The sequence below is a fragment of the Gallibacterium faecale genome (assembly GCF_027920745.1).
GTDB lineage: Bacteria > Pseudomonadota > Gammaproteobacteria > Enterobacterales > Pasteurellaceae > Gallibacterium > Gallibacterium faecale.
This window is the reverse complement of the sequence record NZ_JAQIBB010000051.1, coordinates 1-14,221: the sequence shown is the minus strand read 5'-3', so window position 1 is coordinate 14,221 and position 14,221 is coordinate 1. Positions and strand designations below refer to the sequence as shown.

Below are 14,221 nucleotides of genomic sequence, written 5' to 3'. Positions count from 1 at the left end.
GGTATGACAAAGTGTTAGCGATAGTACGTTTTATTTGGCAAGTGCTGAATTTTTTCCGTCGAGTATTAATGAATATTATATTTATTTTATTGGCAGTTTTAATATTTGCAGGAATTAGTCTAATTGTTCATGAAAAAAATAGTCAACCTATCCCACAAGGTGCATTACAACTAAAATTAAATGGTTTTTTAGCAGATAATCGAGAAGAAAATAGTGAACTGAAAACATTACTTAATAATCTGCAACAACAGACCATGCCAGAAAAAATTTCAACCTTTGATTTAGTGTATGCGATTACACAAGCAACAGATGATGAACGAATCAAAGGGATTGTTTTAGATTTAAATGGGTTTGATGGTGGGGATTTACCTTCATTAAATTTTGTAGGGCACGCACTACAAGAATTTAAGAAAAGTGGTAAACCTGTTATCGCAATTTCCGATAATTATTCACAAAACCAATATATTTTAGCCAGCTATGCCGATAAGATTTATTTACATTCACAAGGGCAAGTAGAACTTACTGGCTTATCAGGGCAACATTTCTACTATAAATCATTATTAGATAAGCTTGATGCTAACCCACATGTATTCCGTGTAGGGACTTATAAATCAGCGGTTGAGCCTTTATTACGTGATGATATGTCAGAAGAAGCACGCCAAAATGCCAGCCAATGGATGAATGCTATGTGGCATAATATTCAAACGACGATTAGTACCAATCGCCATCTTGAAATTGAAAAAGCTTTCCCAACACCTGAAAACTATCTACAACAATTAAAGGCATTAAAAGGAGACTTAACTGCGTATGCCATCAATACAAAATTTGTTAGTGCAGCGATGAGCCGTTATGCAGTTGAAGACCAATTAAAACAACTGTTTGGTGTTGATGCAGATAATGAATATCAACATATTAACTTTGCAGATTATTTAGCAGTATTACCAGATTATGAAACAGAGTTAGCTACCAAAAATAATATTGCGGTTGTCCGAGTAGAGGGGGCAATTATTGATGGTGAAAGTGAAGAAGAAGGTGTAGGTGGCGATACAGTAGCTCGCTTATTGCGTGAAGCTGCAGAGGATAATACTGTTAAAGCAGTTGTATTAAGAGTTAATAGTCCAGGAGGAAGTGCAGCCGCTTCTGAGATTATTCGTGAAGAAATAGAGCATTTACAAAGCTTAGGGAAACCTGTGATTGTTTCTATGGGTGGTATGGCTGCATCAGGTGGTTATTGGATTTCTAGTACCGCAGATTATATTGTGGCGGATAATAATACGATCACTGGCTCTATTGGGATTTTTGCTGCATTTGTTACCTTAGAAAAAAGCTTACAAAATTTAGGAATTCATAGTGACGGAGTTGAAACCTCACCATTGGCTAAAATGTCAATGCTAACTGAATTAAGTAAAGAGTATGCTGATGTTATCCAACTTTCTATTGAACATGGATATGATCAATTCCTCAGTTTAGTGGCTAAAGGACGGAAGCTAGATAAAAGCGCAGTAGATAAAATTGCCCAAGGGCGTGTTTGGTTAGGCGAAGATGCCCTAAAACATAAATTGGTTGATGAGTTAGGTGACTTTAATCGTGCAATGGCAGTAGCAGCAGAGAAAATCCTAGCGAAAGATAAAAAACTCAGTGAAAAAGATGTTGGTTATATTTGGTTAACTGATCAAGATAATTCAGGTCTTTTATCGTTGTTATCAGGTAAACAATCGCATTTCACGACTCAAATTTTATCGCAAGTATTGGGTTTAAATAATATTCCACAGTTGCGTCAATTACGAGAGCAGTTAGGTGTCTTAACCCAATTTACTGATCCAAAAGGACAATATTTATATTGTCTAAACTGTCAATCTGTTTACTAAGGCATTGAAATGATTAAAAAATTATTACAATCAATTATTATTGGCTTAGCAGCTGCAATGCTGATTGTGTTAGTGTTATCAGGCACAAGTCAAAATAATATTTTAGCGCAGTTTTTTAAACCACAAGTCGCCTCTTATAGTGAAGCAGTGAGAATTGCTGCGCCTGCAGTAGTCAATGTTTATACGCGCTCTTTGCAAGAGTCAAATAGTAATAATTTTGATGTGAATAATCTGGGTTCAGGTGTGATTATGCGTAGCGATGGTTATATCGTTACTAATAAACACGTTATTCAAAATGCTGACCAAATTATTGTTGCGTTGCAAAATGGCAATATTTATCAAGCGAATATCATTGGTAGTGATTGGGTGACGGATTTAGCAGTATTAAAAATTAATGCGAATAATTTACCAACTATTCCACAAAATCCAGCGCGTGTGGTCAATGTGGGAGATGTCGCATTAGCGATTGGTAACCCTTATAACTTAGGACAAAGTGTATCACAGGGCATTATTAGTGCTACTGGACGAAATACCATCAGCGAATTTAAGCAGCAAAATTTTATTCAAACAGATGCGTCGATTAATCAAGGAAATTCAGGTGGGGCATTAATTAACTCTCTTGGTGAGCTAATTGGCATTAATACTTTAAGTATCGGACGTGCAGATAATGAAGTTGTGGCAGAAGGGTTAGGCTTTGCTATTCCGATTAAATTAGCAAATGAAGTGATGAATAAAATTATTAAAGATGGACGAGTTATTCGTGGTTTCTTTGGAATTGAAAGCCGCATTTTTGCGAGTGGACCAATTGAAGATAATTCACAAAAAGGGGTACTCGTTACTAACCTAAGTCAAAATGGACCAGCTGCGCGAGCTGGTATTCAGATTGGTGATGTGATTGTGAAATTTGGTGATGTTGTCGTAGCGTCACCAAGTCAAATGGTGAATATGGTAGCAGAAATGAAGCCTAGTACTATCGTGACGGTACAGGTATTAAGACGGAATAAACTCTATAATTTCCCGGTAGAGATTGGTGAATATCCAATTAATTAGCTAAGGAGGCAGCAGTGTTTGAAATTGCGAAATATTGGACAGAACGTCAGCAGGCGGATCCTGCTCGTGAACATGATCATCGTTCTCCTTATCAACGTGATCGCGGTCGAATATTACACTCTGCAGCCTTTCGCTGTTTACAAGCTAAGAAGCAGATTCATTCTATTGGCGAGAATGATTTTTACCGTACTCGCTTAACGCATTCATTAGAAGTCGCCCAAATCGGGAGCAGTTTAACTGCACAACTCCGTTTAGATTCCGCATTTGCTCATTTACAGCAGCAAACAAAACAAGAGTTACTGACTTTAAAAAAAGCATTATCACCACTTCTACCAAAAGGCAGCTTAATTGAAAGTTTATGTTTAGCACATGATATCGGACATCCACCCTTTGGGCATGGCGGTGAAGTGGCTTTAAATTATATGATGAGTGATAGTGGTGGGTTTGAAGGTAATGGGCATTCATTTCGGATTTTAACCAAATTAGAACCTTATACCCAGCATTGGGGAATGAATTTAACCCGCCGGACATTACTTGGGATCATGAAATATCCTGTCATTTTGGATATGGCGTCACCACAATATGAATCTCTAGATTTGCCACGCAGTGTTGATCCTCGTTATGTCAAAATGGAAAATTGGCGACCAGGAAAAGGCATTTTTCGTGATGATATTGCTGCATTTAATTGGGTGTTAGCACCACTCAGTGAAGCGGATCGAACATTATTTACAGCTTTACCCGAACGCCAAGAAGCGCAAGATACACTGAAAAGCAGATATAAATCATTGGATTGCAGCATTATGGAATTGGCAGATGATATTGCTTATGCGGTACATGATTTTGAAGATGCGATTGTAGTAGGTTTGGTACATCGTGATCAATGGCAAGAAACCTTAGAAAAATTAATCGCTTGTGATGCAGAATGGATTAGTGAACATATTATCGCTTTAACGGAGTCTCTCTTTTCTGATCAACATTATTTACGTAAAAATGCAATTGGCTCGTTAGTGAACTATTTTATTACACATATTCGTTGGTGCGAAAATCCAGCATTTAGCGAACCTTTATTACGTTATAACGCTGAATTGCCAGAAGAAACGGTTGCAGTATTGAATATTTTTAAGCAGTTCGTTAGCCGATATGTGATTAAAGCAGTAAAAACACAACGTATTGAGTTCCAAGGGCAACGTATCTTAACTGAGATGTTCCAAATTTTCCTGACTGATCCAACTCGTTTATTACCGCCTAATACGGTAAAACGTTGGCAACAAGCGGAATCGCAGCAACAAAAGCGGGTAATTTGTGATTATATTGCGGGAATGTCTGATGCTTATGCATTGAAATTGTATCAACAGCTATAAAAATCTAAAATTACACCCATTGCATCTCCTAATGGTTCAGCTAATTTAGGATTAGCATACATTGCGTTAGTACCATGCTGTCCTGAAATTTTACTTAATTTAATTTGATTAAATTCTGTATTCTGACCGATCACACGCACATCTTTAAATCCTTGTGAACGGATAATGGAGGCATCTCCTGCATTTTGTACAAAAATTGGGAGATCCTTTGGAATTTGCTTTTGTGCTACTTCATCCCAGTGATCTGCGTGGGTATGGGTAACAATAACCGCATCCACCCCTTTTAGAACTTCAGGAATAGAAAATGACATATCAATTAATGGATTGCGTTTTTCACTATGAACTGTACCGTCAAAACCAGGGTAGCTTGCTTTTGGTGCCAAATAGGGATCAACAAGAAAGGTAGTACCAGAAAATTGAATTTTTGCTGTAGCATTACGGATGTGCTGATAATCAATTTGTGCAAAAGCCGTAGAAATAGACAAAATAGCAGTAAAAAATAAACCAAATAAACGATATTTCATTATGTATCTTCCTTTTTGATTGTTAGATTGTTAAATAGAATAATCACCATTGTTCGGTGACATACTTATTATCTTAGGGAGGAGAAAACAAAAATATTGACTTACTATTCAAAAATAGAAAGAATTGGGTCAATTTATTTTAATGGTGATGGTATGATTCCAACAGTTGCACTAATCCTTTATCCAGAACTAAGTCCTTTTCATTTTTCAATTCCTTATACAGTATTTTCAGCAGTAATAGATGAAAGAGTTTTATTCCAGGTAAAAGTAATTGCAGAGGATAAAATAGTAACGGATATTGCTAATACGATTACTGTTAAGGCTGAGGATAATTTAGATTTTTTAGCACACGCGGATATTATTGTAGTATCTGGCTGGCATAGTCTTGAGCAACCTCCGTCTATATCACTACAACATGCATTACAACAAGCATATCAACGTGGCGCAATGGTAGTAGGGCTTTGTTATGGTGCTTATCCTTTGGCATATGCAGGGATATTAAATGGCAAAAAGGCAACAACACACTGGTTGGCTACAGAGGATTTTAAACAGCGTTTCCCTCAAGTTGATTTAGATATTAATTCGATTTATGTTGAACAAGATCGAGTAATGACTTCTGCTGGTACGGCAGCGGGATTAGATTGTTGTTTGGCGATTGTTCGCCAATATTATGGTGTAAAAATTGCCAATAAATTAGCAAGATTGTTAGTCATTCCACCACATAGAGAAGGTGGACAAGCACAATTTATTGAACAACCAGTTGCAAGAAAAACTATCAGTGAAAATATTAATCAACTTTTATCTTCGATTTATGAAAATTTAGCTGATACTTATACTTTAGATAGTTTGGCAACTCGGTTAATGATGAGCCGTAGTACTTTTACTCGACATTTTCGTAAAACAACAGGAATGGCTTTTAATCAATGGTTAATTGAAGCGCGCTTACAACGTGGCAGAGAATTATTAGAAAGCACAACGTTGAGTATAGAAACGATTGCAGAGAAAGTTGGCTTTCATTCAGCGACGGCATTTAGGCAACATTTTAAAAATAAGCATCAGATTAGCCCAAAGCAATGGCAAAAAAGATTTGGGAGTTAGGTGTTTAGAGAAAGATAGGTGTATAGCGCGATAAAATATCTGAAAAACATAACATTAAATGGACTTTGTCAGCAAACTGAAATGCATAGCTTTCCAGCTATGCATTTTACTATTACTCAAATACAGACCAAATTGGTGCGTGGTCAGATGGTTTTTCCATTGCACGAATATCTAAAGCAATTCCTGCAGCAGTACAACGTTCAGCTAATGTCTGACTTGCTAAGATCAAATCGATACGTAAACCACGATTATCATCAAATCCTTTAGAACGATAATCAAACCACGAGAATTTATCATTTACAGTTGGATGTAAAGCACGGAATGTATCTACTAGACCATATTGATATAGCTTTTCTAACCATTCGCGTTCTTCTGGTAAAAAGGAACATTTCCCAGTTCGTAGCCAACGTTTACGATTTTCTTCACCAATACCAATATCTAAATCAGTTGGACTAATATTCATATCTCCCATAATGACAATCGGATTATCTGGATTGTGTTCATTTAATAAATAATGGTGTAAATCTTGATAGAATTTCTGTTTAGCTGGAAATTTTATTTCATGATCACGATTTTCACCTTGTGGGAAATAACCATTGATCACAGTTAATTGCCCAAAAGGAGTCGCTAAATCAGCCATAATAATGCGGCGTTGAGCATCAGCCTCATCAGTAGGGAAGCCCTTATGTACCGCAATAGGCTCTTGTTTGGTCAATAATGCTACACCATAATGGCTTTTTTGTCCGTGATAGAAAACGTGGTAACCCAGATCAGCAACGATTTCATGAGGAAAAGCTTCGTCCGCGACTTTAATCTCTTGTAAACCAAGTACATCAGGTTGGTATTGTTCGATTAATTGATGAAGCTGATGTGGTCTTGCTCGCAACCCATTAATATTAAATGAAATAAACTTCATAACACCTCAATAAGTTATTTTAAAGATTGGATTTTTTTGATCATATTACTGGTAGAGTAGCCATTTTCAAAGTTAAGTACTTTGACATCACCACCATTTGCCCAAACTTCTTTACTGCCTGCAATTTCTTCAGGTTTATAATCACCACCTTTGACCAATAAATCAGGTAAAATTTCGCCAATTAAACGTTGCGGTGTTTCTTCTTCAAATGCAACTAACCAGTCAACTGAGGCTAAACCTGCTAATACAGACATCCTCGTTGCTAAATCATTAATTGGACGTTGATCGCCTTTTAATCGCTTAATGGAAGCATCAGAATTCACTGCAACAATTAAACGATCGCCAAGTTTTCTTGCATTAGCTAAATAAGAAACATGACCAGGGTGCAAAATATCAAAGCAACCGTTAGTCATCACAATTTTTTCACCACGTGCTTTTGCCTTAGCAACAGCCTGTTTTAATTCTTGTTCGGTCATAATACCGAAACCATGTTCTGTACGGCGATGAATAGCATTCTCTAATTCCACTTCTGATACAGTAGAAGTACCTAACTTACCGACAACAATACCTGCTGCAACATTTGAAAGGTAACAAGCTTCTTCAAGGCTTTGTCCATCAGCAATGGCAGTGGCTAATACGCTAATCACAGTATCACCAGCCCCGGTTACATCAAAGACTTCTTGCGCTTGTGTTGGTAAATGGAATGCTGGCTGGTCAGGACGAATTAATGTCATTCCTTTTTCAGAACGAGTAACTAATAACGCATTGAGATCAAGCTGTTTAATTAAAGCTAGTCCTTTATTCACAATCTCTTCTTCACTGTGGCATACACCAACTACGGCTTCAAACTCCGACATATTCGGCGTGAGTAAAGTCGCACCACGGTAGCGTTCAAAATCAGTACCTTTCGGATCAATTAAGACTGGAACATTAGCTTGACGTGCAATTTGGATCATTTTTTGTACTTCAGCCAAGGTACCTTTACCATAATCAGACAGGACTAATGCACCGTATTGAGAAATATGCTGTGTAAGTTTTTGTAGCAACTCAGTAGAGTCAACATGATGAAAATTTTCTTCAAAATCTAAACGTAATAATTGTTGATGACGTGACAAAATACGTAATTTAGTAATAGTAGGATGAGAAGATAAGGCAACAAAATCACACTCAATTTTATCTTTTGCTAATAGATTTTGTAATGCTTGCCCAGTTTCATCTTGCCCAATCATACCTAATAATTTAATCGGCACATTTAAGCTGGCAATATTCATTGCAACGTTAGCGGCACCGCCAGCGCGTTCTTCATTTTGTTGTACTTTCACGACAGGTACTGGGGCTTCAGGGGAAATACGATTAGTGGCACCAAACCAGTAACGATCCAGCATAACATCCCCTAAAACTAAAACTTTAGCTCGAGTAAATTGAGTTGAATATTCGATCATCTTGCTTCTCCAATGAAAATTTTGCGCCAGATTTTACCATACTCACCCCAAGATTAATGCTATTTCTCTGGCTTTCCGCTAAAATAATGCCATTTTGTTCATTATTTATCTGTTGTAATCAATGAAAAATAAACAATTACCAACGTTTAAGCTCTCCTTTTTATTGCCAAAATATTGGTTACTTTGGTTAGGTTTACTCATTTTTCGTGCGCTACTCTTGTTGCCTTATCGTTGGCTAGTCAAAATTGGTCATGGTCTGGGACGCTTATTTGTCAAATTTAAATTTGGCCAGCGCCGTTTAGCGATTGCTCGCCGTAATATTGAACTTTGTTTTCCTGAATATACGGAAGCTGAGAAAGAAAACTTATTACAAAAAAATATTGATGCTATCGGTATGGCAATTATTGAAACAGGGATGGCGTGGTTTTGGTCGGATCGTCGGATTAAAAAATGGTCGAAAGTGGAAGGGCTGGAATATCTGACAACTGCACCGAAAAAAGGGATTATTCTAATTGGTATTCATTTTTTAACTTTGGAATTAGGGGCAAGAATTATAGGGATTCATCATCAAGGTGTTGGTGTTTATCGTCCTAATGATAACCCATTATTTGATTGGATTCAGACTAAGGGACGATTACGTTCTAATAAGGATATGCTGGATCGCCATAATTTGCGAGGTATGATTCGAGCATTAAAACAAGGGGAAACTATCTGGTATGCTCCAGATCATGATTATGGGCGCAAGAGTGCTGTGTTTGTACCATTTTTTGCCGTAGAAAAAGCCGCAACAACGACAGGCACTGCATTTTTGACTAAAGCAAGTCCAGAGAGTTTAGTTATCCCATTTGCACCGTTACGTCATCACGATCATTCTGGTTATACTGTATCCATTTCTACACCAATCGATCTACAAGATTGTGAAAATGAGGAACAAATAGCAACACGTGTTAATCAAGCGATTGAGATGGAAATTCGTAAAGATCCTTCGCTATATATGTGGCTACATCGTCGTTTTAAAACGCGACCTGAAGGTGAGGAAAGTTTGTATTAAATAATCTCTACTTAGCAGTGCAATACAGTTTGATGATAAAGTCTATTTATATTTTTTAGATATTTTTCTTTTAACTAGCATTTAGGTTTCGCCCTAAAGGGCGACCTCCTTTTCTTTACTCGTATAACGAAAAGGAGGCAAAAGAAAATACGCCCTCGCACACTTGCTACTCCTCATTCCAATAAGATTTTCCGGGCGGCAAAAAACAGAGATTTTTCTCACTCCGTTCGAAAAATGATCACTTTTTTTGCCTGAAAATCTTATTTGCATTCGGGCAAGTATGAGAGGGAACCCATGAGACATTTATTAAGATTTGTGATTAATTGTAGATTTGTTAGCGCTCTGAAATCGCCCTGCTAAGCAGGGCGATATTTTTATCAAAGATTACTCTTTAAATTCAGTCATAAATTCGTGAGCTTTTTCCACCATATTTTTTGAACCAATAAAGAGCGGAGTGCGTTGGTGTAGCTCTGTTGGTTGAATATCTAAAATACGTCTATAACCATCTGTCGCTAAACCACCAGCTTGTTCAGCAAGGAATGCCATTGGGTTACCTTCGTATAATAAACGTAATTTACCATTTGGATAACGGGTTGTTGTTGGATAAATATAGATCCCACCTTTAAGCATATTACGGTGGAAGTCAGAAACTAATGAACCAATATAGCGAGAAGTGTATGGGCGTTTGGTTGCATTATCTTCTTCTTGGCAATATTTAATGTATTTTTTGACACCCATTGGGAATTTTAGATAGTGACCTTCATTAATAGAGTAGCAAGAACCATCTTGAGGAATTCTGATATTTTCATGTGAAAGAATGAATACGCCTAAGGATGGATCATATGTAAAACCATTTACCCCATTACCGGTCGTATAAACGAGCATAGTAGAAGATCCATAAACGATATAACCTGCAGCAACTTGACGATTACCTGGTTGTAAAAAGTCTTCCATTGTCACAGGTTGACCAATTGGTGAAATACGACGGTAGATAGAGAAAATAGTACCTACGGCTACGTTGACATCAATATTAGATGAACCATCTAATGGATCTGTAAGAATAATATATTTGGCGTTACGACCACGTTCGGTATTAAATGCAATAAAGTTTTCTTCTTCTTCCGAACCGAAACCTGCAACTTCATCACGAGAAATTAATGCGGCTTTCATTTTTTCGTGTGCAAACGCATCTAATTTCATTTGTGCTTCACCTTGCACATTTTGGATTCCTGAATTTCCGATAATATCGTTGTTTAAACCAGCTTTGTTAATGTCACGATGGATGATTTTTGCAACTAAACGGATAGAAGAAAGAATACCACTAAGCTCACCTTTAGCATTAGGATATTCGGCTTGTTTTTCAACAATAAATTGACCTAGAGTTTTCATAATGAACCTTGTTGTAGAGTGAGAAATCACCTATAAAAGATAACATTTTTTGATAAAGTTTATAAAAATTTTTGAGGATAAAATAAAAAAATGAGATTTAGCTCACAAAATTTATTTTGGAAAAAGTGTGAATCTAGGGAAAATTACTAAAAAAGCTTATTTCAGTTGTAATTATTTACAATATGCTAGAGGAAAAACTTTTAAGTTTCGTTTCGAAAGATGGTGAGGGTAAGGAAAATAGGAGGTCGCCCTTGAGGGCGAAACCTAAATGTTAATTACCGCAAAAATATCTAAAAATATTAAAGTTAATGGCTAGTTTTAGCGACATAATACTGCAATTCTATTTTTGGATTAAGTGCTTGCAGTAATTGTTCTGCCATTGTTTTTTGTTGCATTTTGGTTGGGGCTTCTACCATGGCTACTTTAAGCACATCCTGATCTTGATAACCTGACAAGCGGACAACATTTAACGCTACTTGTAATGCGGGTAAACTTGGATTAAACGCAGCATTTTCTGCATAACGACCAGCAAATACACTGTCATCTTCTAATAAAACAGCCACACCACAATAAGCCTGGCTATAAGGGGCGTGTGAGCGATTTGCCGCAAGTAAAGCTTGTTGTGCTAGAGCATCATTTGTATCAATTTGTAATTTATTATTATGTGGATCAAATAAACATTCCCGAATATCAAGATCTTTAGGACCAAAAGCATCAGGTAAGTATTGATGTAAGCGGTTATTTTGTGCGTGAGGTAAATGAATATAGAGTTGTTCTGCACTATTTAATTCATTCATAAACTGACGGCAGTGTCCACAAGGAGTGTAATTGACTGTAACAGCACTAATTGCCGCTTCATTCATCATCCAAGCATGGGAAATGGCGCTTTGCTCAGCATGAATGGTTTGTTGCATAGCAACATCGCAAAACTCTTGATTTGCGCCAAAGTAGAATGCACCACTTAAACCATGGGCAATTGCACCAACATTAAATCCAGAAACAGGAGTAGTTGCATAACAAGCTGCAACAGGGAGAAGTTGGAGTGCGAGTTCATTTACACTGAAATGAAAGGTTTTACATAATGAATTTACTTGTTGAGCAGAGAGCTTTCCAGCGAAATGCTGTTGTGCTAAGAGTTGATAGAGCGCATTTGCTAAATTTTGATTTTCCCCTTGCGCCAATTCAGTTTGAATTGCTTTAATCCGTTTATGTGCTGTCATAAATTACTCCTTAAAATGAAAGCGGGTAAGTATGATAAAGCAAAATAGCGAAAGATCTTGGTATAGACCGTTTTTTTGTGATGTAGATATAAATTTTAGCGTTTATTTGTTGGTTTTAACAGCGATAAGTATGAATTTTATTCAAGATTGATAAGAAAATGAGATTGAAGTGAAATAAAACGAGTTAGCCGATAAGCCGAGTTCTGTCGTGGACAATCATTCATCTAGGCATTTGTTTACACAAATGCTCAAGCAACCTACCCGAATCCTGTGCGGGCCACACATTGGATTCCTATTTGGTCTTGCTACGAGTGGAGTTTACCGTGCCATGAACTGTTACCAGTCATGCGGTGCGCTCTTACCGCACCCTTTCACCCTTACCTGATCTCAATGAGCCATCGGCGGTTTGCTCTCTGTTGCACTGGTCGTAGGCTTACGCCTCCCGGACGTTATCCGGCACTCTGCCCTGTGTAGCTCGGACTTTCCTCTCGTTTACTTGTCCCCTAGGTCGTTTACACGGTTGAGGGCTTCAATAAACCAGCGATTGTCTGGCTAACTCGGCGCGCAGTATAACGGATTTTTACGCGAGAATATAGTAGAAACTTTTTAATTAGCAATTCTAAGCGTTAATGATTAGAATACAGCCTGTTTGAAAAATCAGAGTAAAGGATATCGTATGGATTATCTACAAATTGCAAAAGAAACGTTGGCCGTAGAACAACAAGCATTAGGGCGTTTACAACAGCAATTACCAGCAAATTTTGCTGAAATTGTTGAATTGATTTTACATTGTGAAGGTCGCTTAGTGATTGGTGGGATTGGTAAATCTGGTTTAGTTGGTAAAAAGATGGTAGCGACCTTTTCTTCAACAGGAACACCAAGTTTCTTTTTACATCCAACAGAAGCCTTTCATGGCGACTTAGGAATGTTAAAACCAATCGATATCGTATTATTGATTTCGTATAGTGGCGAAACAGATGATGTGAATAAGTTGATTCCAAGTCTCAAAAATTTTGGTAATAAAATTATTGCAATGACAGGGAATCTTAATTCAACCTTAGCTAAACACGCAGATTATGTGATGGATATTAGTGTTGAACGAGAGGTTTGTCCTAACAATTTAGCACCAACCACGTCAGTATTAGTTACGATGGCTTTAGGTGATGCGTTAGCGGTATCTTTAATTAAAGCACGTAATTTCCAAGCAGAAGATTTTGCTAAATTTCATCCAGGTGGTAGTTTGGGACGCCGCTTATTATGTAAAGTGCGGGATAAGATGCAAACAAAATTGCCTCTTGCTGCTGCTAACACGCCTTTCCTTGATTGTTTAACTGTAATGAATGAAGGAAGAATGGGCGTTGCTATCATTATGGAACAAGGAAAATTACAAGGCATTATTACCGATGGTGATATTCGTCGTGCGATGAGCCGTTATGGTGAAGCTGTATTACAGAAACAAGCTTGTGATTTTATGACGACGCATCCAAAAACGATTAATCAGAATAGCTATCTTGATCAAGCGGAAGATTATATGCGACAACTTAAAATTCATTCATTGGTTGTGGTTGATGATCAGGAACAAGTGGTTGGCCTATATGAATTTTCAAGTTAAATATTAAGAGGAAAATAGAATATGCAGGATAAATTAGCGAAGATTAAATTAGTCATTACCGATGTTGATGGTGTACTGACCGATGGCTCATTGTATTATGGTGAAAATGGCGAAGCTTTTAAAGTCTTTAATGCACGTGATGGTTTAGGAACAAGAATGTTATTAGAGAGTGGCGTGCAAGTAGCCGTACTTTCTGGACGAGATTCATTAGTGTTACGTAAACGGATTGAAGATTTAGGTATTTCACTATTTTTACTTGGTAAATTAGAAAAAGAGAGTGCTTGTTTATCTTTAATTGAACAAGCAGGCGTAACGCCAGAAGAAGTGTTATATATCGGTGATGATAGTGTAGATTTACCTGCATTTGCGGTTTGTGGGGTGACTGCAACAGTTGCCGAAGCACAAGCATATATTAAAGCGAAAGTCGATTATGTTACGCAAGCTCAGGGCGGAAAAGGTGCTTTCCGTGAAATCGTTGACTTGATCCTTGCAGCACAAGGAAAAGCTGAAATTTATACATCAGCAACAGGTTTTCTTCATACTGCGAAGAAAATGGCACAATAATCAACTCAATCTTTTTAGAATGAACACCGCCACATTGCGCGGTGTTCTTATTTTTGTAGTGATCCACTAAATTAGCAGTCCTTGATAGGTTTTTTTCGCTAAAATTGGCGGTAATCCTTGATTATA

Annotated in this window: 11 protein-coding genes, 1 other RNA gene and 1 pseudogene; 7 read left to right on the top strand and 6 right to left on the bottom strand. The window is 37.3% G+C overall.

What is annotated here, in order from left to right; genetic code table 11:
• Positions 1–68 precede the first annotated feature (68 nt).
• The 3 genes from sppA to PF272_RS04960 are packed head-to-tail and all read left to right on the top strand — an operon-like array spanning position 69 to position 4,279.
• Positions 69–1,868 (top strand): signal peptide peptidase SppA, encoded by a 1,800-nt coding sequence (gene sppA, locus PF272_RS04970; protein WP_413789426.1) that lies wholly within the window; start codon positions 69–71, stop codon positions 1,866–1,868.
• Between the two features lie 9 nt (positions 1,869–1,877).
• On the top strand, positions 1,878–2,918 hold the full coding sequence (degS, locus tag PF272_RS04965; protein ID WP_271141860.1) for an outer membrane-stress sensor serine endopeptidase DegS: 1,041 nt from the start codon (positions 1,878–1,880) through the stop codon (positions 2,916–2,918).
• A gap of 14 nt (positions 2,919–2,932) precedes the next feature.
• On the top strand, positions 2,933–4,279 hold the full coding sequence (locus PF272_RS04960; RefSeq protein ID WP_271141859.1) for an anti-phage deoxyguanosine triphosphatase: 1,347 nt from the start codon (positions 2,933–2,935) through the stop codon (positions 4,277–4,279).
• Between the two features lie 5 nt (positions 4,280–4,284).
• On the opposite strand, the pseudogene PF272_RS04955 reads toward PF272_RS04960, so the two are convergent.
• Positions 4,285–4,803 (bottom strand): annotated as a pseudogene (locus tag PF272_RS04955) (MBL fold metallo-hydrolase); the annotation flags it as partial.
• Between the two features lie 153 nt (positions 4,804–4,956).
• Here PF272_RS04955 and PF272_RS04950 point away from each other — a divergent pair.
• Positions 4,957–5,901: a GlxA family transcriptional regulator gene (locus tag PF272_RS04950; protein WP_271141858.1), complete on the top strand. Its 945-nt coding sequence runs from the start codon at positions 4,957–4,959 to the stop codon at positions 5,899–5,901.
• A gap of 112 nt (positions 5,902–6,013) precedes the next feature.
• On the opposite strand, the gene xthA is transcribed toward PF272_RS04950, so the two are convergent.
• Together xthA and hldE are read right to left on the bottom strand one after the other, a co-directional pair.
• Complete coding sequence (gene xthA, locus PF272_RS04945; protein ID WP_271141857.1) at positions 6,014–6,817, bottom strand: exodeoxyribonuclease III; 804 nt, start codon at positions 6,815–6,817, stop codon at positions 6,014–6,016.
• Between the two features lie 14 nt (positions 6,818–6,831).
• Entirely contained in the window at positions 6,832–8,259 is a 1,428-nt protein-coding gene (gene hldE, locus PF272_RS04940) for a bifunctional D-glycero-beta-D-manno-heptose-7-phosphate kinase/D-glycero-beta-D-manno-heptose 1-phosphate adenylyltransferase HldE (RefSeq protein WP_271141856.1), read from the bottom strand.
• A gap of 121 nt (positions 8,260–8,380) precedes the next feature.
• Between hldE and lpxL the strand changes: the two genes are divergently transcribed.
• Positions 8,381–9,310: an LpxL/LpxP family Kdo(2)-lipid IV(A) lauroyl/palmitoleoyl acyltransferase gene (gene lpxL, locus PF272_RS04935; RefSeq protein WP_271141855.1), complete on the top strand. Its 930-nt coding sequence runs from the start codon at positions 8,381–8,383 to the stop codon at positions 9,308–9,310.
• A gap of 384 nt (positions 9,311–9,694) precedes the next feature.
• Here lpxL and fbp read toward each other — a convergent pair whose 3' ends face one another.
• The 3 genes from fbp to rnpB form a co-directional block, all read right to left on the bottom strand.
• Complete coding sequence (fbp, locus tag PF272_RS04930; protein WP_271141854.1) at positions 9,695–10,699, bottom strand: class 1 fructose-bisphosphatase; 1,005 nt, start codon at positions 10,697–10,699, stop codon at positions 9,695–9,697.
• Positions 10,700–11,004: 305 nt separating this feature from the next.
• Positions 11,005–11,919: a cytidine deaminase gene (gene cdd / locus PF272_RS04925; RefSeq protein ID WP_271141853.1), complete on the bottom strand. Its 915-nt coding sequence runs from the start codon at positions 11,917–11,919 to the stop codon at positions 11,005–11,007.
• Positions 11,920–12,095: 176 nt separating this feature from the next.
• Positions 12,096–12,479, bottom strand: an RNA gene (gene rnpB / locus PF272_RS04920) — RNase P RNA component class A.
• Between the two features lie 116 nt (positions 12,480–12,595).
• Here rnpB and PF272_RS04915 point away from each other — a divergent pair.
• Positions 12,596–13,531 (top strand): KpsF/GutQ family sugar-phosphate isomerase, encoded by a 936-nt coding sequence (locus PF272_RS04915; RefSeq protein WP_271141852.1) that lies wholly within the window; start codon positions 12,596–12,598, stop codon positions 13,529–13,531.
• A gap of 21 nt (positions 13,532–13,552) precedes the next feature.
• A complete protein-coding gene (locus tag PF272_RS04910) occupies positions 13,553–14,095 on the top strand; it encodes a KdsC family phosphatase (RefSeq protein ID WP_065238513.1) in 543 nt (180 codons plus the stop codon).
• The last annotated feature ends 126 nt before the right edge of the window (positions 14,096–14,221 follow it).